Source organism: Actinomyces sp. SKVG-SVH-4(1) (assembly GCF_048514265.1).
GTDB classification, from domain to species: domain Bacteria; phylum Actinomycetota; class Actinomycetes; order Actinomycetales; family Actinomycetaceae; genus Actinomyces; species Actinomyces oris.
Genome location: NZ_JBGEVE010000004.1, coordinates 33674 through 56186 on the forward strand (window position 1 = coordinate 33674; position 22513 = coordinate 56186).

The window sequence follows — 22513 nt, forward strand, 5'->3', positions numbered from 1 at the left end:
ACACGCTTCGACGGCAACACCCACTTCGACACAGTCCACTTTTACCACGACGCAAACTTCACCGGAGCCCAATTCCATCAGGGCGCTAAGAGCACTGAATTGGAGGCAACATTCCGAGGCACACGCTTCGACGGCAACACCCACTTCGACACAGTCCACTTTTACCACGACGCAAACTTCACCGGAGCCCAATTCCAGGAGAGCGCCGATTCAATCCTAAATACTAGTTTTAAAGGAACGCACTTCCACAACAAAGCCACCTTCAATAATGCCCACTTTCACCGAGATGCCAGCATGCTCGCAACTGGCATAAAAGTCTCCTTCAGAGGTAGCCATTTCCACGGTGAAACCCATTTTGATAACACCCACTTCTGGCGGCGTGCTTATTTTGACGTCAACAGAGATACTGGCTTTGTAACCACATTCGATAAAGAGACAACTTTCCATGACGCCCACTTCTTCGACTACGCAAGTTTTCAGGAAGCGGTTTTCAATGATTCCGCAGACTTTGGAAATCAATATGGAAGTGGGGAAGCAAAGTTTAAAAGTAAAGCGTGTTTTTGTGGAGCCAAGTTTAAATCCGCCGACTTTTCAAGGGTTGAGTTTGCAGGAGTCGATTTCAGTAACACAACTTTTGGTGTCGTTGATTTCAGTGCAGCACACTTCGACTTAGAGCCACGTTCTCCTTTCTTCAAGACTAGCACCCTATCAGCCGATTTCACTCACGCCACATTCGAATGGCGTATCAATTTTCGAGATATCGCGTTTGATCGCTGCACCACATTCGAAGGTGACGCTCGATTTCGTGAGGCAACGTTTCCTTACAACACTAGTTTTGGATTAGATGTGTTTTTCGAATCTAACACTAAAGTCGCAGCCAATGCATTAGGAGCAGTATTCAAAAAAGGAGCGGACTTTACGGAAATTAAACACGATGGGATAAGCTTTCGAGGCGTATGGTTCAACGTAAAACTACGGAATACGGAAGAAATTCTGTTCCCGGATTCTATACCTATAGGAAAGAATGGTCTCCCTTTGGGGGCAGAGTGGAAAACATTCTAGCCTGCGTCGACATCGGTCTGAGGTCATTAGTTTACCTGAGCAACGGATACTGTTTTCATGATACATGACACTAGTCGTACGACCGCAATCCATGCACGCTTAACGAAAGGTGATTCTCATCATAGAAACAACATAGACACGAGAAACAAAGATGGCGCCGAGCGTCCCAAGAAATATACCAGGAACCTTATGAGGTTCCCCGGAGGCGTTGACACCGTATCGGACCGCAATAAGGACAGCAGAGAAAAAGTAGATCCGGATCTGTAAAGCAGCCAGCGGCACCATCGTTGCACTACTCAAGGAAGGTTTTTACCCGTACCAAGCACGCCTTAACGTCCTCCTCAATCACCCCAGGAGGCACCAAGCATGTGTGTCCCCCAGACCAATCAGTACGTCGAGTCTCTAAGTCAACATTCAAATCACTAAGTCGTCAAGTGGCGCACCAAGTACGAAGGTCCTATCCGGCGCTCCAAGTACGTCTGACCTGAGTTGCACAGTTTTTAGTGCCCTGTTGGGATGCTCAGGGCGGTGAGGATTTCTTCGGCTTCGGGGGTCAGAGGGTCGGCAGCGGTGAGGTGGTGGCCGTTGAGGTTGATGGTGACGTCCTGGAGGGGCTTGAGGGTACGGATGATGCGTTTGATGTTGATCCCGGTGGTGTCCTGGAGGTGTCGGGCGACGGCCAGGGCGGCCATGACCACGGTCAGGTGCGCCTCGATGGCATCGCGCTGGTGGTGGAACACGGGGCGGGCTCTCAGGTCGTGCTTGCTCATCCGGAAAGACTGCTCGACGTGCCACAGCTCGTGATACGAGGAGACCACCTCACCGGCGCCCATCAGATGCGCGGGAATGTTGGTGACATACCCCTTGAGCCCCACCAGCGACCTGGCCCGGGCCAGGGACGCCTCATCCAGGGTGGCGTCACCGGCGTGGGTGGTGACGAACCTGGTGCCCTTGGGACGCTTCTCGCCGGCGATGACGGCCCTAGCGCGGTTGGCCTGTGCAACTCAGGTCTGACACCAGGCCTTCTGATGAGCGACGCTCAGAGCGCCATCGCAAGCGTCCCACTGACGAGGAGCACCAGCCCCACAAGGTACCGCCTGTTGACGGCCTCGCGCAGGACGAGGGCGGAGAAGAGGACGGTGACCAGCACGCTCAACTTGTCGATGGGGACGACCACGCTGGCGGGGCCGTCCTGGAGAGCCCGGTAGTAGCAGAGCCAGGAGGCACAGGTGGCTGCCCCGGAGGCTAGGACGAAGCCGAGCTCACCTTTCGGCACAGTGCGGACCTCCCGGAGCTTGCCGGTGACGGCCACCATCACCCAAGCCATCACCAGCACCACCCCGGTACGGATCGCGGTACCGAGGTTGGACTCCACCCCGGTGATGCCGGCCTTTCCGAGGATTGCGGTGAGCGCGGCGAAGAAGGCTGAGCCGAGCGCGTAGAGCAGCCAGCCCCCGCCGTCGTACACGGCCCGCGGCAGGCCGCGCAGGTCATCGGCGTCGAGCATCAGCAACGTCCCGACAGCGATCAGAGCCACTCCGAGCGCACCGATGAGGCTCACCCTCTCCCCCAGGAAGATGAGGGCCAGCAGCACCGTCAGCACCGTGCTCAGCTTGTCGATCGGCACGACCTTGTTGACGCTGCCGAGCTGGAGCGCCTTGAAGTAGCACAGCCAGGAGGCCCCGGTCGCGAGCCCCGAGAGCACCAGCAGCCCAGTGCTGTGGGCATCGAGGTGGGCCAGCTCGGCCTGCGAGCCGACGATGAACACCATGCCCCAGGCGCCTGCCAGCACCACAATGGTGCGCAGCGCCGTCGCCACGGTCGAGTCGGTAGTGCAGATCCCCTCCTTGGCCAGGACGGCAGTGATGCCGGCAAAAAGCGCTGAGCCGCAGGCGAAGACGATCCACATAAGGCAACCCTAACCCCACCTACACTACCGCACGGCGGGCGCAAAGGTCCTCTCCCTCGCACCCGCCATTGCTGGCCCCTCCCGGCTCAGCGGGTCTTGCGCGGCACGGTGGAGGCTGCCACCCCCAGGACCACCAGGCCGAAGCAGACGAGGTAGGCCAGGTATCGGAAGAAATCGTCGGAAGGCTCACTGGATGTGGTGAGCTCGGTGACGGCGTCGACCGCCCAGCTCATGGGCAGGGCGTCACCGACCACCTCCAGGGCACGCGGCAACTGGTCGCGGCTAACCAGGAGCCCGCACAGGAACAGCTGGGGCGCGACGACCACCGGCATGAACTGGACGGCCTGAAACTCGGTGCGCGCGAAGGCCGACACCAGCAGCCCCAGGGACACCCCGACGAAGGCGTCGATCAGCGCGGTGAGCACCACCCATCCCCAGGAGGCGGAGATGTCCACATCCAGGCCCCAAGCGGCCACAGCGCACAGGATGAGGGACTGGATGACAGCGGTCAGCGCAAAGGCTGTGGCGTAGCCGAACAGGAGGTCGGCCCGGTGGATCGGAGTGGTCCACAACCGCTCCAGGGTCCCACTCACGCGTTCGCGCAGCATGGCGACGCTGGTGACCAGGAACATGACCGTCGTCGGCAGGATCGCCATCATGGAGACGGCGATGCGGTTGAACAGCAGGTCCGCGCCGGGGTAGTCGCGGTAGACGAAGTACAGCAGGGTCAGCAGCGCGGCGGGCACGATCGCGATGAGACCGACCGTGCGCTGGTCGGCGCGCAGCTGGGTGAGGATGCGGCGGGTGGTGGCCAGGTAGGTGCGCAGGTGCATCAGCGCTGCCCTCCTTTCTGCTCAGGCCGGCTCTCGGAGTCGGCGATGACGGCCAGGAAGGCGGCGTCGACCGTGTCCGCCCCGGTGCTGGACAGGAGGTCCTTGGCCGTGGTGGTGGCCAGGATGCGGCCGCTGCGCATGAGGAGGACCTGGTCGCAGCGGAAGGCCTCGTCCATGACGTGGCTGGAGACCAGGAGGGTGGCGCCGCCCTCGGCCAGGGCGTGGAAGGTGGTCCACAGCTCCTCACGGGTAACGGGGTCCAGGCCGACGGTGGGCTCATCCATGACGAGCAGGTCGGGGTCGGCCACAAGCGCGCAGGCCAGGCTCACTCGCCCGGCCTCACCACCGGAGTAGGTGGACACGGGTCGGTCCGCCAGGGCGGCCAGTCCGACGACGTCGAGGACCTCATCCAGGTCGCGGGCCCGGCTGCCGGCAAGGGAGGCGAAGTAGCGCAGGTTCTGGCGGGCGGTCAGGTCGGTGTAGACGGCCTGGTCCTGGGTGACGTAGCCAACCCGGCCGCGCACTGCGGCGGCACCGGGAGCGTGCCCGAGGACCTCGACCTGCCCGCGGTAGCGCTGGACGCCGACGATGGTGCGCATGAGGGTGGTCTTGCCGCAGCCCGAGGGGCCGAGCAGGCCGGTGATGGTGCCGGGCACCAGGTTCAGGTCCAGGCCATGGAGGATCTCCTTGCGCCCGCGAGTCACGCGCAGGTCCGTCGCGGTGACGGCCGGCTGCTCCGAGGAGGCGGAGGACGTGTTGTCTCGACTGGAGTCGTGCGATTGGTTGCTGGCCCCCGACTCCCGGGGCGCTTCTCCTCCATCGCTTTTCATCATGTGATGAATATAGGTCGACGGCGAGCCTGTGTCCAGTGATGGGTTCGGGTGTTCTCAGGCGGGATCGGCGAGGCCGGGCAGGTCGTCAAAGGCGTAGCGCTGGATGGTGGGGCCGACGAGCGCAACCACGGCTTCGGCGTCGAGGGCGGCGATGTGGTCCATGCGGGCGACCCAGCGGGCCAAGCCGAGTCCGATGATCTGGCTGGCGATGAGCTGGGCGCGCAGCTGGGGGCGGTCGGGGCAGAAGTGGGTGACGATCGGCGAGAGAATCCCGGTGGCGATGAAGTCGCGGAAGGGCTCGACGTCACTGCCCTGTCCGAGTGCGGCATGGATGACCGCCGTGAAGCGGTCCGCGCCCGCGTCGTCCCACAGGCTAACGACGGCGCGCACGATCCCCTCTCCCAGCTGCTCGGGCTCGAGCTCGGTGATGGAGGCCGCCCGGTGCATGAGGTTGGCATCGACCCCGGCGGTCGACTCAATGACGGCCTTGGCGAAGAGCGTGGCTCGGTCCGGGAAGTAGTGGTGGACCAGGGCCGGGTCGACGCCGGCGTCGCGCGCGATGCCGCGCAGGGAGGTCTGGTAGCCGTTGCGGGCGAAGGCGGTGCGGGCCGCCGCCAGGATGGCCTCGCGCGTGTCCGGGCTTCCCGCCGGCCGCCGCCCCCTCGGGCTCATCGCTCACTCGTCTCGCTCATGGTCAGAGCATGCCCGCATGCCGCTCCGTTGGGAAGCAGCCGCACGACACGACATGTTAGAATTTTGTTTGACAAAATACGTCGACAGGGGGTTGTGCGGATGTTGGACAGGATCACCGTTCATCCTCGCATCACCCGACGCCACCCTGACATACAGGTCGCAGACGTTGAGTCCGCCTGGCGCAGCGCCATCGCAGTCCGCCGAAGAAACTATGACCCACCTGAGTACTACGCAGCAGCCGGAGCAGACTCTCATGGACGGCTGCTCGAGATGGTTGGAGTGGAACTCGATGATGGCAGCCTACTGATTTTTCACGCCATGAGACTCACCGACAAGATGGCTCAGGAACTACAGGTCAGAAGGGAGAGCACATGAGTACCTATAAGACGAGGAGTGGAGCCACGCTCACTGACGACGAGATCGAGCGAATTGGTGAGGCAGCAGAACGAGGAGAGTATCCCGGCACTCCAGGAGAGTTCATTGTTTCTCCAGGCAGGCCTCGACTCTCGGACGAGGATCTTGTCACCATCGCTTTCAAAGTGCCACGCTCACATCGAGACGCACTGGACCGTAGGGCTGAGGCGCAGGGCGAAACTCGCAGTCAGTTCATGCGAGAAGCACTCGAAAGAGCACTAGCCTGAAGCAAGCAGTGTCCACGCTGACACCACGCTCGTCAGCCAACCGACTCAGCTCCTCCGATCTCCACAAGGATCGTCACCACCACCTCACTCCCACAGGCCGCTGGCGTGGGCGAGGACGGCCAGGGCGACGGGGCCGGCTGAGGCGGTGCGCATGACGTGGGGGCCCAGCCGCACCGTCGTCGCACCGGCCACCTCCAGGGCCGCCGTCTCCTCGGGGCTGATACCGCCCTCCGGACCCACGACGACGGCCAGCGCCCGCGGCGCCTCTCCGGGCGCGGGCAGGCGCACCGACTCCATAGCGGTGCTGATCGGGGTGCTGGCCTCCTCATGCAGGACCAGCACCACTCCCCCGCCGCGAACCGTCTGCCCCACCCAGTCGACCAGTCTGCGGGTGTCCCGCACCTCCTCGACCTCGGGGACGCGGGCCCGCCGGGCCTGCTTGGCGGCCTGGAGGGCGGTGGCCTGCCAGCGCTGGCGCCCCTTGGCCTGCTTGGCGCCCTGCCACACCGACACGCAGCGCTCAGACTGCCAGGGCAGCACCAGCCCCACCCCGACCTCGGTGGCGGTCTCCACGGCCTGCTCGTCGCGCCCGCCCTTGGCCAGGGCCTGAACAAGGGTCAGCCGCAGCGAGGGCTCCGGCTCCTCAACACGCTCCAGGACCCGCACGGCCAGACGGTCCTTGGCTCCGCCGACGCCGGCCCCGGTCACCTCGCACACCAGGCGCAGGCCCGCGCCGTCAACGAGGTCCACACGCTCCTGGGCACGCAGGCGCTTAACGGTCACGGCATGGCGGGCCTCAGGCCCGGTGAGCATGAGGACGGTGCCGAAGGTGGCCGAGGCGACGGCGTCGGCGGGCTCGATGGTCTCGGGCGTGAAGAGGAAGACGGGTGCGGTCACGGCTCCAGCCTACGGGCCGTATCCAACCGGTGTCCGCCGGCGGTGCTAGCGTCAGTGACCATGACCGAGCCTTCAGCCGCCCATCCCCCTCAGTCGTCCCCATCCCCCGCCTACACCACCGCCGTCACGGTGGAAGACTTCCGCCGCAACCTGGCCGCCATCCGCGCCCGGATTGACGCCGCCGCGAAGCGCGCCGGCCGCGACGCCGCCGACATCCGTCTGCTGCCGGTCTCCAAGACCGTCCCCGAGGAGCGCCTGCGTACCGCCTTCGCCGCGGGCATCACCCAGATGGGTGAGAACAAGGTCCAGGAGGCCCAGCGCAAGAGTGAGAACCTGGCGGACCTGGGTATCTCCTGGTCGGTCATCGGCCACCTGCAGACGAACAAGGCCAAGAACGTGGCCGCCTTCGCCGACGAGTTCCAGGCCCTGGACTCCCTGCGCCTGGCCGAGGCGCTCGACCGGCGTCTCCAGGCGGCCGGGCGGGGCCTGGACGTCTACGTGCAGGTCAACTCCTCGGGCGAACCCAGCAAGTTCGGGCTGGAGCCCGACGACGTCGCAGGCTTCCTCACAGCGCTACCGGTTTACTCCTCGCTGCGGGTGCGTGGGCTCATGACCCTGGCCGCCAACACCAGTGACGAGGCACGGGTGCGCGAGTGCTTCAGCGTCATGCGCCGGCTGCGCGACAACGCGCTCGAAGCGGGCACCGTCGGCGACGGACTGTTGTCGATGGGGATGAGCGGGGACTTCGAGGCCGCCATCGAGGGCGGCTCCACCTGCGTGCGGGTGGGCCAGGCGATCTTCGGGGCCCGGGTCACCCCCGACTCCCACTACTGGCCCGAGGCGCCTCAGACCGCTTAGTTGCGGGTCGCCTGCTCAGCGCCCGGAGAAGCGCTCCTTGAGCTTGCCCATGACACTCGAGTCGCGCACGGGCTCGACGTCGTCCTCCCCGCGCAAGCGGGCCAGCTCGGCCAGCAGCTCGCGCTGACGGTCATCCAGGCGCGTGGGGGTCTCCACGACGATGGACACGTGCAGATCCCCGCGGCCCTTGCGGCGCAGGCGCCCCACACCCAGGCCGTCGAGGACGACCTCGTCGCCGGGCTGACTGCCGGCCTTGACGGTGACGTTCTGCTCGCCGTCGAGGGTCTGCAGCGGGAAGACGGCACCCAGGGCGGCCGCGGTCATGGGCACGCGCAGCTCGGTGTAGAGGTCGTCGCCGTCGCGCTCGAGGAACTCGTGCGGCTTCTCGTGGATCTCCAGGTAGAGGTCGCCGTTGGGGCCGCCGGCCGGGCCGGCCTCGCCGCGCCCCGACATGCGGATACGGGTCCCGGTGGACACCCCGGCGGGGATGGAGACCTCCAGGTCCTGGCGCACCCGGGTGCGGCCCTCGCCGGAGCAGTCCTTGCAGGGGGTGACGATGACGGTGCCGTAGCCCTGGCAGCCCGGGCAGGGCGAGGAGGTCATCACCTGTCCCAGGAGGGTACGGGTCATGCGCTGGACGTTGCCGACCCCGTTGCACTGGGAGCAGGTGACCGGCTCGGTGCCCGGTGCGCAGCAGGAGCCGTCGCAGGCGGTGCAGGTGACGTAGGTGTCGATGGGGACCGACCGGGTCGCCCCGAAGGCGACGTCGGCGAGCTCCACGTCCACGGCCACGAGGGCGTCCTGGCCGCGGCGGGCCCGGGAGGCCGGTCCGCGGCTGGCCGCTCCCCCTCCGAAGAAGGACTGGAAGATGCCGCCCAGGTCGCCGAAGTCGGCTCCGGCGAAGCCGCCGCCGAAGCCGCCGCCGCCTCGCACGGCGTCCTCCCCACCCAGGTCGTACATCTGGCGCTTATCGGGGTCGGAGAGGACCTCGTAGGCGGAGGAGACCTCCTTGAACTCGTCCTCGTGGCCGGGGCCGGCGACGTCGGGGTGCAGCTGGCGGGCCTTCTTGCGGTAGGCCTTCTTGATCTCCTCGGGGCTGGCGTCGCGGCTGACGCCGAGGACCTCGTAGTAGTTGCTCACTGCGTTCTTCCTTTACGGCTACGACTTCTGCGGTGGTGGTCTGGGGCGTGCCCGGCCGGTCCACTTGGGGCGGGCCGGACAGGCCGGTTCTCAGGTCTCCGGTGGGGACAGGAACCGGGACAGGTAGCGGGCCACGGCCCGAACGGCGGTCATGGTGGCCGGGTAGTCCATGCGGGTGGGGCCGATGACCCCGAGGTGGGCGACGGCCTCACCGGTTCCCGGCCCGTAGGTGGTGGTGACGACGGACGCCTCGGCCAGGGCGTCGTCGTTGTTCTCCGATCCGATGCTCACGCGCATCCGGTTCTCGCCGGCCGGTGCGCCGTTGTCGGCGGTGAACAGGCGAAGCAGCACCACCTGCTCCTCGACGGCGTCCAGGAGGGGCCCCAGGGAGGAGAAGTCGGGGGTGGCGCGGGCCAGGTTCGCGGTCCCGGCGACGACGAGCCGCTCCTCCGCATCGGGGCGCAGGGCGGCGATGAGCTCGTCACAGACGGCCTCGAGCAGGAATCGTTCGTCGGCAGGCGCCTGCTCGGCCAGGGCCGACAGGATCGGGGCGACGTCGGCGGCGCGGCGACCTGCGAGGGCGCCGTTGAGCCGGGTGCGCAGGCGCTCCAGGACGAGGGGGTCGACGACGTCGGCGATGTCGAAGCCCCCGTCATGGCGCGCGCTCACGGAGCCCCGGGACCTGAGGGTCACGGTTCGCTGGTCGACACGCCCAGTGTCGGTGATGATGACCAGCAGGACGCGCTCGGGCCCCAGGGCCACGAGCTCGAGGTGCTGGAGGGCCGCGTACCGCAGGCTGGGGTACTCGACGACGGCGAGCTGGCCGGTGAGCTGGGCCAGGGCCCGCACGGTGCGGGCCACGACCTGCTCCAGGTCGACCGCTCCGGACAGGAGCGCGGTGATGGCGGCACGCTCGGGCGCTGAGAGGGGCTTGATGCGGGCGACCTCGTCGACGAAGAGCCGGTAGCCCTTCTGGGTGGGCACGCGCCCGGCCGAGGTGTGCGGCTGGTGGATGTAGCCCTCGTCCTCCAGGGCCGCCATGTCGTTGCGGATGGTCGCCGGGGACACGCCCAGGCGGTAGCGCTCCACGAGGGCCTTGGACCCCACGGGCTCACGCGTGCGCACGTAGTCGGTGACGATGGCGGACAGGACCTTGAGACGTCGGTCGTTGGCCACGGGTCCTCCTCCCTCATCAGTGCCGAGACGCGATCAGTGCCGGTGTTAGGCGGCAGGCCGCCCGCACACCTGTGGGATGCGGCCAGCGATTAGCACTCACCCCACGTGAGTGCCATCCTACGCTGTGGTCCGGCGGGTCCACCGCCGGCGGACCGTGAGTTTCCCCTACCGTGCCGAGGGTGAACACGCCCGCCCCGTACCGCTCCCCCGTTCCCGGATCGACCGCCGCCCGCCGAGCCGCCCTGAGGGCTCGCGCCGAGGCCGAGCAGAAGCAGCAGGCACAGGGCGCCCCGGCCGCTTCGCGCTCGCGCGGTGGGGCGGCTGCGAGCAAGTCCGCTGCCCGCAGGCCCTCGTCGAGCGACCGCTACGGCGGGGACGTCCTGTCGGTCAACCCGCACCGCACGGGGCCCGGCGCCATACGCCCGGAGTCGGTGCACGTGCCGGTGACGCCGGGACTGGTGGTCGAGGACCGCCAGACCGGCTTCGTCGGGGCCGCGGTGGCGGTGGAGAAGTCGGGCGGCCAGCACGTCGTGGTCCTGGAGGACCGCCACGGTGTGCGCCGCGGCTTCGCTCTGGGGCCGGGTTTCTGGATCGAGGGCCGCCCGGTGATCCTGGACCCGCCCGTGGCGCGCACACGCAAGCCCACCGGAGCGGTGAGCGCCGCCGGCAGACGGCTGACGGCCTCGGGCTCCTACGCGGTCGAGGGTGAGCGGGCCAAGGTGGCGCGCGCCTCGCGGATCTGGGTGGAGGGCAAGCACGACGCCGAGCTGGTGGAGAAGGTCTGGGGTGACGACCTGCGCCACGAGGGCGTCGTCGTCCTCATGCTCGACGGCGTCGACAACCTTGAGGAGGTCATGGCCGACTTCGGTCCGGCCCCCGAGCGGCGGGCCGGCGTCCTCGTGGACCACCTGGTGGCCGGTTCCAAGGAGTCGCGGATCGCTCAGCGGGTGGCCGAGATGCCCGGTGGGGAGAACGTGCTGGTTCTGGGGCACCCGTACGTGGATGTGTGGCAGGCGGTCAAGCCGGCCCGGGTGGGTTTGGAGCGCTGGCCGGACATCCCGCGGGGCACCGACATCAAGCACGGCACCCTGGAGGCCCTGGGCTGGCCGCACGCCACCCAGGCTGACGTCGCCCGGGGCTGGCAGCGCATCCTGGCGACGGTGCGCTCCTACAAGGACCTCGAGCCGAGCCTGTTGGGGCGGATGGAGGAGCTCATCGACTTCGTCACCGCCCCGGGCACGCGCTGAGGAGTCACCGAGGAGCCACAGTCCTCAACACAGTGCCCCCACGGAGAGTCTCACAGGAGGCTGCCGTCATCGAAGGTCACCGTCATGGCCTGCCAGGGTTCCACGAGCTCGAGCCGATCGTCATCGCTCAGCCTGAGGACGGTGTTCCACTTGCGCTCGGGCATCGGGTAGGTGACGTGGGCGATCGAGCCGATCCCATTGGGGTGGGTGAAGTCCCGGGGTCCGGGGTCAGTGCTGAAGTGGCTCATGAGAAACGGCAGGTCGACGTCGTCGGGGAAGAAGACCTCGTAACACAGCTCCCGCCCGTGGGGGTCCACGCGCTTGGGCTTGAGGCGCAGGCCCTTACCACTCAGCAGGGTTCTCCCCTCCTCCAGCTCGGAGACATCGCCCTCGAGGCACAGGCCGCACACCCCCTCGGGGTCTCGGTCCCAGGAGAGGAAGCGGCGAGCCGCGCCTCTGCGCGGGCCGAGCGCGAGCAGGCGCCCCAGGAGCGGCGGCATGCCTGTGCGGGCCAGGAGCTCCAGGTAGGGGCCGGAAGAGAAGTAGATGAGCGCGTTGTAGGGACGCTTCACTGTGCCGTACTCGACGGCGAAGCCCCTGGTCTCGAAGTCGGCCACTGCCCGAGAGAGGTCCTTGACCTTGTAGATGACGTGTCCCAGCTGCACGTGCTCAGGCTACGCATACGCAATTCGGGAGGGAACCCGCCCTTGCGAGAGCAGATGCAGCTGGTGGACCAACAGAGTCCGACAGCCGGCTCAGTTGTCCGCACCCTCGGCCTGGTCGGCCAGGGCCAGGCGGCGGGACTGGGCCAGCAGAAGGGCGTCGCGGCCCAGGAGCCCCACGGTGAGCACCCCGCCCAGGGCCTTCCACAGGAGGCCCGGGGCGATGAAGAGCAGGACCATGGCGGCGATGATCGGCACCAGGTGCTTCATGGCTCGCCACACGTAGCCGCCGAAGCTGGGCATCTCGACGCCGTCGGACTCGGCGACGGACTTGACCATGAAGTTCGGGCCGTTGCCGATGTAGGTGATGGCTCCGCACAGGACGGCGCCCAGCGAGATGGACACGAGGTACAGCTCGGGAACCCCGGTCCCGGCCACAGGAACGCTCCCGGGGTGGGGGACCTTGCCGGCCATCTCGAAGAAGGTCGCGTAGGTGGGGGCGTTGTCCAGGACGGAGGAGAGCCCGCCGGTGAAGATGAAGAAGGTGACCTCGTTGAGCGGCAGCGAGCCGGCGACCTCGTCGAGGTAGTGCAGGGCCGGGATCATGGTGAGGAAGATGCCGATGAACAGGATGCCGACCTCGGCGATGGGCCCCCAAGTGAACTGGTTGTCCTTGAAGCGGACCTCCCGGCTGCCCAGGAAGTAGGAGCCGGCAGCGGAGGCGAGCATGATGAACTCGCGCACGGGGATCCAGTCGCCCAGGGCGGCGTGCCCCTCCTCGATGGCGTGAGCGTCGACGGAGGGGGCGAAGGCGACGGCGGCGATGATGACGGCGAAGAAGACGAAGTTGAGCGAGCCCTTGAGGCCCAGGGGCTCGATCTCGGTGTCGTCGTCGTGCACGGCTTTGGCGGGCTCCTGGGAGTAGTAGTAGGAGTCCAGGGCGTAGTAGCTCACCAGCAGCATGATGTTGACGAAGAGGTACTCGCGCAGGAGGTTGAAGGTCCAGGTGAAGGGCACTCCGCGCAGGAAGCCCAGGAACAGGGGCGGGTCGCCCAGGGGCGTGAGGAGGCCGCCGCAGTTGGCCACGATGAAGATCGTGTACAGCACCGTATGCACCCGGTAGTGGCGCTCCTTGTTGGTGGCCAGCAGGGGCCGGATGAGGAGCATGGCGGCGCCGGTGGTGCCCACGAAGGAGGCGATGACTCCGCCGATGGCCAGGAAGATCGTGTTGTTGCGGGGCGTGGCCCGGATGTCGCCCTTGAGGAAGATGCCTCCGGAGACGACGAACAGGGCCAGCAGGAGGCAGATGAACTGGACGTACTCCACCACGGCGGCGAAGACGGACGTCCAGCCCAGGGCGACCCACATCCAGGCGGCCACCGGCACCCCCAGGCCCACGGCGACGATCAGCTGGCTGGAGTGCTTCTCCCACCAGTGGGCCGTGGCCGGGATCAGCGGCAGGACGGCGATGCAGGCGAGCATGCCCGCGAAGGGCAGGACGGACCACCACTCAAGATGCACGGCAACTTCCTCACAGAATCGGGACTGTTCGCGTCACCATACCGTCCCGGGCATCAGTTTCCCCGGTGAGGGCCTGTCGTCTCTCGTGCTGAGACCAACTTTCCGGCTTGCTGCGGCCACGGGGCGCGCCGGCCTCAGATCCAGCCGGCCAGTACCTTTCTGGCCTGCTGAGCCAGGGTGGCGATGGCGCCGTCGGAGTCGTTGCCCCAGGGGATGTAGTGGAAGCTGCCGCCCCCGGCAGTGGTGAAGGTCTCGCGGTTGAGCTGGTTGATCTCCTCGAGAGTCTCCAGGCAGTCGGAGACGAAGCCGGGGCAGATGACATCGAGGCGGGGGCATCCGGCGCGGCCGAGATCGTCGACCGTGTCAATGGTGGCCGGTCCGATCCAGGCGGCGGGCCCGAAGACGGACTGGAAGGTGAGCTGGGCGAGGCCATCGGGCAGGTCGAGTCGCCGGGAGAGGAGCTGGGCGGTGCGCTCGCACTCGGAGCGGTAGGGGTCTCCGGCGTCGTGCATGGCCTGGGGGATGGAGTGGAAGGACAGCAGGAGGCGCTCGCCGGCAGCCGGGTCGGGGCGGCCGTGGACCTGCCAGTGCTGCTCCAGTGCGGTGGCGAGGGCCTCGATGTAGGCGGGCGCCATCTCGAAGGAGCGGATGGTGCGCAGCTCGGGCTGGTTGCGGGAGGCCAGGATGAAGCGGGCGGCCTCATCGACGACGGTGCCGGCCGAGGAGGCGGCGTACTGCGGGTAGAGCGGGATGAGGGCGATCCTGCGGCAGCCGGCCTCCATGAGCTCACCCATGACGCGGCGCAGGGCTGGCTGCCCGTAGCGCATGGCGATACGCACCTGGACCGATTCGCCGAGCTCTTCCTGAAGCAGCTCGCCCTGGCGCTCGCTGTAGTGCATGAGCGGGGAGCCCGAGCGGCTGGCCTCCTCCCCGGGGCGCCAGATGGTGGCGTACTTCGCCGCCGACGCGCGAGGGCGCACCCGCAGGATGATGCCCTCCAGGACGGGCCGCCACAGGAGGGGGTGCATCTCAACGATCCGGCGGTCGGAGAGGAACTCCCGCAGGAAGGGCCGGACAGCCCTGGCCGTGGGGGCCGACGGCGTGCCGAGGTTGGCCAGGATGAGGGCGGGACGCTCGTCCGCGCCACGAGGGTCGGAGGCGGTGGGGCTCAGGGGCACGGAGGTCCTTGGGAGGGGCAGGATCGTTCTCGACGACGACGGTGTTGAGCGACGTCGGCCTCACTCTAGCCGAGCGGGCACGCCCTCCGGCTCGCAACGAGTCCGCGCCCCGCCGGCTGAGACGAGCGGGGCGCTGAGGGGGCCTGAAGAGATTCAGCGGACGACGTCGTAGCCCTGGATGCGCACGTAGGAGTAGGCGGACAGGAGCATCACCAGCGGGACCGTCACGAGCCAGCCGAACACTGTCAGTACGCCACAACAAGGTAGAGGCCGGCTCCGGTCAGGGCGAAGGGGAAGAGCTCTCCCACATGACTGGACAGGGTGGCCCAGGACGCCTTCATTCCGGCAATGCCGTCCATCCCCTTGTCCACAGTGAAGTACACCGAGTAGTGGAAGAGGAAGGCCGCGATAATGCCCGGAACAACACACAGGAGGGAGCCCACGGACGTGGCGAGCCACGTGAGAAAAGCTGCGAGAAGGCTCGCACCGAAGTTCGGGAAAGTGAACAGGTCACCCCAGGCCAAGGGTCTCCCGGTGGCCACCTTGATCGCCATGTGAGTGGTCACGATACTAGCGAAGAGACCAATAGCGAAGGCGATGTAGTTTCCGTAGGGAACTCCCAGGCTGAAGCCGTGCTCCTCTCCGTTGACAGTGTAGTGGGCCTCTACAGTGAAGCTGGAAAGAACAGTCCACAGGCCCATCCCCACAACGAGAATGAGCGCATTCTCCTTGAACTTGGACCACGCCCAGGACATGCCGTCACCGACACTCATCGGCGCGCCCCCCATCACGCCTGGAGGATACGGAGGCATCCCTCCGCTGGCACCCATACCGGGCTGAGGGCCGTAGCCCGGCACCTCACCCGGCTGGGGACCGTAGCCCGGAGCGGCCGCGGATTGGGGTCCATATCCGGGTTGCTGTTGAGGGTCGGGGCCGGCTCCGTAGCCGGGCTGCGCCCCGTAGTCCGGAACGCTCCCGGCCCGGGGATCGTAGCCTGGTTGCGGCCCGTAGCCGGGGGTACCTGTTCCCTGAGGGATGCCACCAGCCTGGGAACCGTCGTCTGGGTAACCTGGATACTATGGAGTAGTCATCCCATCAGATTGCCACAACTCCCTGACACTACACTGAAAATATCACTGCATCAGAAGAGGTAGACCGTGAGCGGCCCGCGCCTGCTGGATCGCCGCAAGGACCTTCTTCCTATTCCACGTCACAAACTCCAGATCGCCTCCCCGTGCGGTCGAGATAACTACGGTGACGTGAAGGATGACGACCCTGGGGCGCACAGCAAGGATGTCAGCGATGGGGATACGCAGCCGACTTCGCTCACTGTTGAGATTCATGGAGTGCGGCTCGAAGACGAGCCCCGTGGTGGTGACCAGCAGATGCCCTCCACGAGCCACACGCCCCCGCGCACCAGTGAGAATGGCGGGCAGCGAGATGAACCGCTCCAACGCAGAAGCGGGACGGTCGAGATGGTTCGCCGGCACTCTGAGAAGGATCTGCGCCTCAGGTGTCATCGTCATAACCGTCCCCCTTCGATTCCGCCCAGCTATTGACCTGCCGTCAGCCTACTGTTTCGCCCGCGAAGCACGATGGGTAGAACCGCCCCTCAACACACGGATCCTCTCGCAAAGAGTCGCTTCGCGAGGTAGACCTCTCTGCGGCCAGCAGCACAGGACGCTCTCGCCTCCCTGCCTCCAGCAGTCACCGCCTTGCGGGCTCACTGGGTCAGGGCGCTGGTGACCGCTGATAAGGGGAACGACCCATCGAGCGTGAAGTCTTTCGCAGCCGTGGGTGCGGGACCGGTCGTCCACCGTCTGGCTCTGCACCCATGCAGCGAGAGGCGGCACGAAGATGAATATCGAGGAATCGAGGTCTTCATCGGCACTGGGCGTCGTCAAGGAGCGAGCACTGGGCCACGGCCCAGGGCTGGAAGGTCTTCAACAGGGCCCTGCCCGACGACGAGGAGCGCCTGCGTGCTCTCTACAAGAAGCTGGCTGATCATGGGAACCTGCTGGTGGTGGTCGATCAGCCCGCCACCATCGGGGCCCTGACCGTGGCGGTGGCTCAGGACATGGGCATCACCGTGGGCTACCTGCCCGGACTGTCCATGAGACGAATCGCTAACCTGACACCGGGCAGCACCAAGACCGACGGCAAGGACACCGACACCAAGGACGCTGCCGTCATCGCCCAGGCCCACCGCCACATCCTGATCCTCCACGCCATGATCCGCAACGACATTCTCTACGACCCCCATTCATCAACACAGCCACCCGTAGCCGCTTGACACACCACAACAGCCCCCCTGCCACTTCCGGTTCTGTGCGCTCACCTGTGGTAACTTCTGGTTCCGTCCACTCGTTCGAGGCTCCGGGAGGCCCTCATGACTCAGCCCATCACACAGCTACCGCACACACGAGTCATCACCGGAACGGCGGCCGAGCAGGAACTCCGCACGATGGGCCTGACCCCCTCCAAACTCACTCAGCCCTGCGTTGAGGGGCTGCAGAGCGCAGTCGCCGGCTACTCACATTTCGAGCCGGCGATCGCCTTCGGAATCTCCATCTGGTCGAAAATCGTGGGAGCGCTGCGCAAACAGCTCAACGACGAGAACTGGAAGCACCATGACATCGCCAACGCTCCCCGATCGGTCAGCCCAGACGGAACCATGGCAATCGCAGCAGTTGGCGGCGACTCACAGACTGCTCACGCGAACGGCAACCCGCGCAATGTGCACCTCAAAGGACCCAAATTCGCCAATGAGATCGAAAACAACGCGGCAAAGAGTAGCGCTCCAAGATACACGCAGTGTCGACTCAACCTCGGACCTGGAGATGAGGATACAGTTTTCGCCAACCTGCAAACCTGGGTCCTACTCTATTTCTGGGACCGAGCCAGCAATGAGTTACGCCTGGAGCTGTCACTGCCGATAGAATGCGACAAAGGCTTCGTTACCCAGTGGGAGACGCGAATCATTCTTCCCACACAAGACCTCTCAGGATATACTGAATTGTCTTCCGGAGACGACATGCAGTCCTATTCAGCCACACAGGACGTGGACTTCGAGATCACCGCTATCTCATGACACTCGAGGCATCGCGAGTCACCCTGGCCAGACAGAGGGCAGGACTGTCCAAGTCAGCGCTGGCCCACAAAGCCGGGACGACACCTCGCACAGTAACAACATGGGAGTCTACGGGCCCCCCCTCATCGAGGTTGCATCAGATCGCCACCATCACAGGGATGCCGCCTGAGTTCTTCTCGACCAAGGAGATTGACCTACTGGAAGAGAAACAGGTGTTCTTCCGGGCACGACGACGTTCTCCATCCGCCTTACTGCGTCGTTCAACAGCCTTCGGAGCACTTGGCGTCGAGTTCTACAGATCCGTCTCCAAACATTTTAGGACACCCGCCCTCAGCCTGATCGACACCGAGTTTCGCAACTCACCTCAAGAGGCAGCTATGGCTCTGCGTCTGGCATGGGGAATGGGCCTGGGGCCTGCTCCAAATCTGGTGCAGATGGCTGAGGCTCACGGCATCAGGGTCCTCGGAATTCCATTGGAGGACGTCAAAGTGGATGCATTCAGTTTCTGGTCAGCGGAGGGACGCCCCTTCATCTTCCTGTCCCGAGTCAAGACAGCGGAGCGTTCACGTTTCGATCTGGCACACGAGATCGGCCACTTGGTACTCCACTCAGATGTCACCAGAACCGAAGAGTCGACAGACCGCCAGATCGAGCATGAAGCGAATATCTTTGCCGCCGAGTTCCTGCTTCCCACAGAGGCCTTGCGTGCCAAGCTGTCAAGTCCTCCGTCACTCGATACTCTGATGAAGATCAAGAGCACCTACGGAACGTCGGCCATCGCAACGGCGCGTTCGATCTACGACGCAGGAGTGCTGTCGGACTGGGGATACCGTCAGATGCTCGCTGCGCTCACCACACGAGGCTTCCATCAAGGGGAGCCGGGCAGCACACTCCCCTACGAGAAATCACGAGTCTTCAGCACAGTCAATGATCATCTCAGGTCTCGGGGACTCTCAGTCTCGGACTGGGCCAGGACAATCGGTCAACGCCCTGAAGATGTTACTGGTTTTATGCTCGGCCAAGCACTTCACGCAGCCCCGGCTCCGGGCACGGAATTCAGCATCGAAGATCTGGACAGCGAGAAGGACCCGGCTGTCAGGCCAAAACTTCAGATTGTGAAGTAACTCGATTCAGCAGTACCTTGGTTGGGATCATCGAGTCAGGGCGCGGGTGACGGTGTCGGCCATGAGACGACCGCGCAGGGTGAGGACCGCCCGGCCCCGCATGGCCGCGCCGGCATCGAGCAGCCCGTCGGCCACAAGTCCGGCCACGACGGGTACCAGGTGCGGCGGGGTGGCTCCAGCCACGTCAGGCCGGTCTGCTGAGGGGCAGTCCGGCCGGTTCCCGAGGCTCGCCAGCTCGATGCCCTCGCGCAGCCGGATACCCAGCATGATCCGCTCCAGCTCGCGGGAGTCGGCATCAATGACCTCGTGCCCGGCCACAGGCAGGTGACCGGTGGCGATCTGCCCGGCCCAGGCGACCGGGTGCTTGGTGTTCCACAGGCGCACGTCCCCCAGGTGGGAGTGAGCTCCGGGCCCGGCTCCCCACCAGTCCCAGTCCAGCCAGTAGGCCTGGTTGTGACGGCACTCGGAGCCGGGCCGAGCCCAGTTGGAGATCTCGTAGCACTCGTAGCCGGCCCGCCCCAGGGCGGCGTCGGCCATCTCGTACTTGATGGCCTCGTCGTCGTCCTCGGGCATCGGCAGCTCCCCGCGGCGCACCTGCCCCCACATGCGAGTGCCCTCCTCGATGACCAAGGCGTAGGCGCTCACGTGGTCCGGGCCGATGCGGGTCACCGCCTCCAGGGAGCGCTGCCAGTCCTCCAGGGACTCCCCCGGCGCCCCGTAGATGAGGTCCAAGGAGGTGCTGAGGCCCGCCCGCCGTGCCCACTCCACCACGCGGGGCACCCGGGCAGGCTCATGGGTGCGCTCCAGGACCTTCAGCACGTGGGGCACGGCCGACTGCATCCCGAAGGAGACGCGGGTGAAGCCGCCTTCGGCCAGGGCCGCCAGGCCGGCCTCGTCCACGGAGTCCGGGTTGGCCTCCGTGGTCACCTCCGCGTCTGCTGCGAGCCCGAAGCACTCGCGCACCAGATCCAGCATGCTCACCAGATCGGCGGCGGGCAGCATGGTGGGGGTTCCTCCGCCCACGAAAACGGTCTGCGCAGCGCGCACCGGCAGGCCCGCCTCGTCCATGGCGCGGCGGGCGGCGCGCAGCTCGCCGGCGAGGGTTCCCACGAAGTCCTCGGCCGAGGCGCCCTGCCCCATGGCCAGGTTCGTGTAGGTGTTGAAGTCGCAGTAGCCGCAACGCACCCGGCAGTAGGGCACGTGCAGATACACCGAGAACGGGCGCTCGCTGCCGTCCGGTGCGGACGCGGCCACCTGCACCGGCAGCTCCCCCAACCCCGGCAGTGGCTCCCCCACTGGCTGGGCCGGGCTCACTGGTCGCCGCCTTGCTCGGCCTGCTCATCCTCGCCGGACAGGACGCCGGCGGGAATGGCCGGCTCGGGCCTGCCGGAGTCGCCGGCGCGGGCCGCGATCTGGGCGCACACGGTCATGAGCACCAGCACCCCCACGACCATGGCGAAAGGGGCCACCCAGCCGCCACTGTGCTCATGGACCCAGCCCATGACCACCGGCCCCGTGGCGGCCAGGCAGTAGCCGGTCGTCTGGATGACGGCGGTGGTCCGGCGGTTCTCGTCAACCGACTCCGAGCGACGGATGACCAGGGTGAACAGGGCGGCGAAGAAGGCGCCGTGCGCAATGCCGGAGAACATGCAGGGCACCAGCCAGTAGGCGGGGGCCACCGTCAGGCAGACCGGCAGCATGAGCCAGCAGGCGCAGATGACGCCCAGGACCCTGCTGGCAGGCCACCCCAGCGCCTCGAACATGACCGGGACCAGCAGGGGTCCCACGATTCCCAGCAGGGAGAACACGGAGGCGGCGACACCCGCACCGGACTCGCTCATGGAGAGCTCGTCGACCAGGGCCGTGGGCAGCCACCCCGAGATCGCGTAGTAGGAGAAGGTCTGGGCCGCGAAGGCCACCGCCATCACCCAGGTCAGGGGGCGTTTCCAGACGGCGGTACCGGTCGACGACGTCGGACGGGCCAGGGAGCGCTCCGTCACCCAGGAGGTCATGCCCGATCGCTCCCGCAGGCTCTGCCGGGGCGCCTGGCTGCCGGGCGGGAAGACCCACAGCCACATGGCACCGGCCAGCAGTACCGGGATGGCGGTCCAGGCGGCGGCCGAGCCCTGCCAGCCGATGACGAGGGCCAGCGGCACGGCCAGGGCGGTGGCAGCAGTGACGATAACGTTGCAGGTCGAGGAGTACAGGCCCGTCATGAGTGAGGTGCGGTGCCAGAAGTCGCGGCCGATGACCATGGGCGCCACCAGGTTGCCCACCGTCAGCCCCGCACCGATGATGACGGTTCCGGCGAAGGCCGCCCAGGTGGTGCCGGCCGAGCGCAGCAGCGCCCCGGCCAGAGCCATGACCAGGGTGAGCAGGCCCGCGGTGTTGATGCCGACGCGGCGCACCACCATCGAGGCCAGCGGGGTGAGCAGCCCGAAGCACAGGATCGGCACGGAGGTCAGTGCGCCGCGCGCCACCTCCCCCATCCCCAGGTCCTGCCCCAGGCGCGTCAGCAGGGGCGGGATGACGCCGACCGGTGCCCGCAGGACCGCGCAGAACCCGAGGAAGCCGGCGACGATGACCATGAGCCAGGCGCGGCGGGGCAGCCTGGCAGCTGCACTCACGACCGGTCCGCCGGGTGCAGCAGGCCGTCGCCGCGTCCCTCACGCAGGCGCCAGGGCTGGGACTCCAGGTGGTTCCAGGCCTGTCCCTCGGCCTCGAGGTGATCCAACATGGAGGCGCCGCGCTCGGGGATCCAGCCCGCTTCGGTGCGCACTGCGGTCAGGTCGCGGATCGTGCGCCCGGCATCCAGGCCCCGCTGCTCGAAGCGGGTCATGACCCGCCCCTCGTAACGGGGCGACCACCCGCCGCGCACACCCGCCGGGGATCCCGGGTCCAGACCGTTGCCCAGGCTGCCCTCCTCGGCAGTCTCGGCCCCCAGGTCGGGGCGGGCACCGGCGTCGTCATGCCGGAAGTAGGGCAGAGTGATGTCCGGGCGCAGGCCCGTGGGCAGCGCCGCCACGGCCTCGATGACGTCGCGCATCTGCCAGGCGTAGTCCGCCCAGTCGGTGGCCAGGCGCCACACCCCGCCCGGACGCAGCACCCGGGCCACCGAGTCGGCGAAGGCCGTGGTCACCAGGCGGCGCTTGCGGTGGCGGGGCTTGCGCCAGGGGTCGGGGAAGAACACCCACACCTCGCTGGCGCAGGACACCGGCAGGGCCGTGGCCAGCAGCTGGGAGGCGTCGGCGGGGACGACGCGCACGTTGTGCAGGCCCTGACGGTGGATCGAGGTCACCAGGCGGGCGATGGCGGTCTCCCAGACCTCCACCGCCAGGTAGTCCACCCCCGGGTGGGCGGCGGCATGTGCCAGGAGCGCCTCCCCGCTGCCCGAGCCGACCTCGACGATCAGCGGCCGCACCTGACCCATGTGCCCGAAGACCTTCTCCGGATCGAGGCGGAAGCTCGGGGACACGGTGCGCACGGCGTCGGCCCGAGGCACGTCGACCACGTAGCGGGGGCCGAGCTGGGCCAGGGCCTCGGCCTGGACGGGGCGCAGCCTGCCGCCGGCGCGCGAGAAGGAGCGCACCCTGGAGTGGATGGCGTGGGAGCGGGGCGGGTGGTGCTGAGCCATGCGGAGCCTTGCGT

General features: G+C 66.7%; 22 protein-coding genes and 1 pseudogene. 7 read left to right on the top strand and 16 right to left on the bottom strand.

The features are described 5' to 3' along the window. Nucleotides 1-1062, top strand: a 1062-nt coding sequence (locus tag AB7V09_RS04780; RefSeq protein ID WP_419143076.1) for a pentapeptide repeat-containing protein, incomplete at its 5' end; no start/stop codon positions are given. A 500-nt stretch (nt 1063-1562) separates the two neighbouring features. Here the strand turns inward: AB7V09_RS04780 and AB7V09_RS04785 are convergent. The 5 genes from AB7V09_RS04785 to AB7V09_RS04805 form a co-directional block, all read right to left on the bottom strand. Then, entirely contained in the window at nt 1563-1832 is a 270-nt protein-coding gene (locus AB7V09_RS04785) for a hypothetical protein (protein WP_419143077.1), read from the bottom strand. Nucleotides 1833-2101: 269 nt separating this feature from the next. Beyond that, nucleotides 2102-2971, bottom strand: a complete 870-nt coding sequence (locus AB7V09_RS04790) for an EamA family transporter (protein ID WP_419143078.1) — start codon at nt 2969-2971, stop codon at nt 2102-2104. 86 nt (nt 2972-3057) lie between these two features. Beyond that, nucleotides 3058-3804 carry an ABC transporter permease gene (locus tag AB7V09_RS04795; RefSeq protein WP_419143079.1) on the bottom strand — a complete coding sequence of 249 codons (747 nt, stop codon included), beginning with the start codon at nt 3802-3804 and terminating at the stop codon, nt 3058-3060. Beyond that, nucleotides 3804-4637, bottom strand: a complete 834-nt coding sequence (locus AB7V09_RS04800; RefSeq protein ID WP_419143080.1) for an ABC transporter ATP-binding protein — start codon at nt 4635-4637, stop codon at nt 3804-3806. The genes AB7V09_RS04795 and AB7V09_RS04800 overlap by 1 nt, the downstream gene beginning before the upstream one ends. A 54-nt stretch (nt 4638-4691) precedes the next feature. Then, nucleotides 4692-5309 carry a TetR/AcrR family transcriptional regulator gene (locus AB7V09_RS04805; RefSeq protein ID WP_419143081.1) on the bottom strand — a complete coding sequence of 206 codons (618 nt, stop codon included), beginning with the start codon at nt 5307-5309 and terminating at the stop codon, nt 4692-4694. 392 nt (nt 5310-5701) lie between these two features. Here AB7V09_RS04805 and AB7V09_RS04810 point away from each other — a divergent pair, with 392 nt between their 5' ends. Further along, nucleotides 5702-5971: a ribbon-helix-helix protein, CopG family gene (locus tag AB7V09_RS04810; RefSeq protein WP_419143082.1), complete on the top strand. Its 270-nt coding sequence runs from the start codon at nt 5702-5704 to the stop codon at nt 5969-5971. An 84-nt stretch (nt 5972-6055) separates the two neighbouring features. On the opposite strand, the gene AB7V09_RS04815 is transcribed toward AB7V09_RS04810, so the two are convergent. After that, the gene (locus tag AB7V09_RS04815) at nt 6056-6868 is read right to left on the bottom strand and encodes a 16S rRNA (uracil(1498)-N(3))-methyltransferase (RefSeq protein ID WP_419143083.1); all 813 of its coding nucleotides are present in this window, start codon (nt 6866-6868) and stop codon (nt 6056-6058) included. Nucleotides 6869-6928: 60 nt separating this feature from the next. On the opposite strand from AB7V09_RS04815, the gene AB7V09_RS04820 reads away from it, so the two are divergent. Continuing rightward, nucleotides 6929-7726: a YggS family pyridoxal phosphate-dependent enzyme gene (locus AB7V09_RS04820; RefSeq protein ID WP_314920393.1), complete on the top strand. Its 798-nt coding sequence runs from the start codon at nt 6929-6931 to the stop codon at nt 7724-7726. A gap of 15 nt (nt 7727-7741) precedes the next feature. Here the strand turns inward: AB7V09_RS04820 and dnaJ are convergent, their stop codons facing one another. Both dnaJ and hrcA read right to left on the bottom strand, forming a co-directional pair. Continuing rightward, on the bottom strand, nt 7742-8866 hold the full coding sequence (gene dnaJ / locus AB7V09_RS04825; protein ID WP_141407059.1) for a molecular chaperone DnaJ: 1125 nt from the start codon (nt 8864-8866) through the stop codon (nt 7742-7744). Between the two features lie 90 nt (nt 8867-8956). Further along, the gene (hrcA, locus tag AB7V09_RS04830; protein ID WP_314158449.1) at nt 8957-10042 is read right to left on the bottom strand and encodes a heat-inducible transcriptional repressor HrcA; all 1086 of its coding nucleotides are present in this window, start codon (nt 10040-10042) and stop codon (nt 8957-8959) included. A 170-nt stretch (nt 10043-10212) separates the two neighbouring features. Between hrcA and AB7V09_RS04835 the strand changes: the two genes are divergently transcribed. Continuing rightward, nucleotides 10213-11289: a DUF3097 domain-containing protein gene (locus tag AB7V09_RS04835; protein ID WP_075374653.1), complete on the top strand. Its 1077-nt coding sequence runs from the start codon at nt 10213-10215 to the stop codon at nt 11287-11289. Nucleotides 11290-11339: 50 nt separating this feature from the next. Here the strand turns inward: AB7V09_RS04835 and AB7V09_RS04840 are convergent, their stop codons facing one another. From AB7V09_RS04840 to AB7V09_RS04860, 5 genes are all read right to left on the bottom strand, one after another. Then, the gene (locus AB7V09_RS04840; RefSeq protein WP_419143084.1) at nt 11340-11954 is read right to left on the bottom strand and encodes a VOC family protein; all 615 of its coding nucleotides are present in this window, start codon (nt 11952-11954) and stop codon (nt 11340-11342) included. A gap of 90 nt (nt 11955-12044) precedes the next feature. Then, entirely contained in the window at nt 12045-13472 is a 1428-nt protein-coding gene (locus tag AB7V09_RS04845) for a sodium:proton antiporter (protein ID WP_419143085.1), read from the bottom strand. Between the two features lie 134 nt (nt 13473-13606). Next, nucleotides 13607-14650: a ferrochelatase gene (hemH, locus tag AB7V09_RS04850; protein WP_075414234.1), complete on the bottom strand. Its 1044-nt coding sequence runs from the start codon at nt 14648-14650 to the stop codon at nt 13607-13609. A 245-nt stretch (nt 14651-14895) separates the two neighbouring features. Further along, nucleotides 14896-15441 (bottom strand): hypothetical protein, encoded by a 546-nt coding sequence (locus AB7V09_RS04855; RefSeq protein WP_419143086.1) that lies wholly within the window; start codon nt 15439-15441, stop codon nt 14896-14898. Between the two features lie 342 nt (nt 15442-15783). Beyond that, nucleotides 15784-16176 carry a hypothetical protein gene (locus AB7V09_RS04860; RefSeq protein WP_314157953.1) on the bottom strand — a complete coding sequence of 131 codons (393 nt, stop codon included), beginning with the start codon at nt 16174-16176 and terminating at the stop codon, nt 15784-15786. Between the two features lie 335 nt (nt 16177-16511). On the opposite strand from AB7V09_RS04860, the pseudogene AB7V09_RS04865 reads away from it, so the two are divergent. The 3 genes and pseudogenes from AB7V09_RS04865 to AB7V09_RS04875 all read left to right on the top strand — a co-directional run. Continuing rightward, nucleotides 16512-16859: pseudogene (locus AB7V09_RS04865) on the top strand (IS110 family transposase); the annotation flags it as partial. A gap of 180 nt (nt 16860-17039) precedes the next feature. Continuing rightward, nucleotides 17040-17741: a hypothetical protein gene (locus tag AB7V09_RS04870; protein ID WP_419143087.1), complete on the top strand. Its 702-nt coding sequence runs from the start codon at nt 17040-17042 to the stop codon at nt 17739-17741. A 158-nt stretch (nt 17742-17899) separates the two neighbouring features. Further along, a complete protein-coding gene (locus AB7V09_RS04875; protein ID WP_419143088.1) occupies nt 17900-18865 on the top strand; it encodes an ImmA/IrrE family metallo-endopeptidase in 966 nt (321 codons plus the stop codon). 27 nt (nt 18866-18892) lie between these two features. Here the strand turns inward: AB7V09_RS04875 and hemW are convergent, their stop codons facing one another. From hemW to trmB, 3 genes are read right to left on the bottom strand one after another with little or no spacing between them, the layout of a single operon-like run. Further along, a complete protein-coding gene (gene hemW / locus AB7V09_RS04880) occupies nt 18893-20179 on the bottom strand; it encodes a radical SAM family heme chaperone HemW (protein ID WP_419143089.1) in 1287 nt (428 codons plus the stop codon). Then, the gene (locus tag AB7V09_RS04885; RefSeq protein ID WP_419143090.1) at nt 20176-21492 is read right to left on the bottom strand and encodes a CynX/NimT family MFS transporter; all 1317 of its coding nucleotides are present in this window, start codon (nt 21490-21492) and stop codon (nt 20176-20178) included. Before AB7V09_RS04885 ends, hemW begins: the two co-directional genes overlap by 4 nt. Next, entirely contained in the window at nt 21489-22499 is a 1011-nt protein-coding gene (gene trmB / locus AB7V09_RS04890) for a tRNA (guanosine(46)-N7)-methyltransferase TrmB (protein WP_419143091.1), read from the bottom strand. The genes AB7V09_RS04885 and trmB overlap by 4 nt, the downstream gene beginning before the upstream one ends. Between the last annotated feature and the right edge of the window lie 14 nt (nt 22500-22513).

Coding starts and splice junctions, on each gene's coding strand:
- AB7V09_RS04805 (WP_419143081.1), bottom strand. CDS start 5,309: ATGAGCCCGAGGGGGCGGCGGCCGGCGGGAAGCCCGGACACGCGCGAG.
- AB7V09_RS04810 (WP_419143082.1), top strand. CDS start 5,702: ATGAGTACCTATAAGACGAGGAGTGGAGCCACGCTCACTGACGACGAG.
- AB7V09_RS04795 (WP_419143079.1), bottom strand. CDS start 3,804: ATGCACCTGCGCACCTACCTGGCCACCACCCGCCGCATCCTCACCCAG.
- AB7V09_RS04800 (WP_419143080.1), bottom strand. CDS start 4,637: ATGATGAAAAGCGATGGAGGAGAAGCGCCCCGGGAGTCGGGGGCCAGC.
- AB7V09_RS04820 (WP_314920393.1), top strand. CDS start 6,929: ATGACCGAGCCTTCAGCCGCCCATCCCCCTCAGTCGTCCCCATCCCCC.
- AB7V09_RS04790 (WP_419143078.1), bottom strand. CDS start 2,971: ATGTGGATCGTCTTCGCCTGCGGCTCAGCGCTTTTTGCCGGCATCACT.
- AB7V09_RS04785 (WP_419143077.1), bottom strand. CDS start 1,832: ATGAGCAAGCACGACCTGAGAGCCCGCCCCGTGTTCCACCACCAGCGC.
- AB7V09_RS04870 (WP_419143087.1), top strand. CDS start 17,040: ATGACTCAGCCCATCACACAGCTACCGCACACACGAGTCATCACCGGA.
- trmB (WP_419143091.1), bottom strand. CDS start 22,499: ATGGCTCAGCACCACCCGCCCCGCTCCCACGCCATCCACTCCAGGGTG.
- AB7V09_RS04875 (WP_419143088.1), top strand. CDS start 17,900: ATGCCGCCTGAGTTCTTCTCGACCAAGGAGATTGACCTACTGGAAGAG.
- AB7V09_RS04860 (WP_314157953.1), bottom strand. CDS start 16,176: ATGACGATGACACCTGAGGCGCAGATCCTTCTCAGAGTGCCGGCGAAC.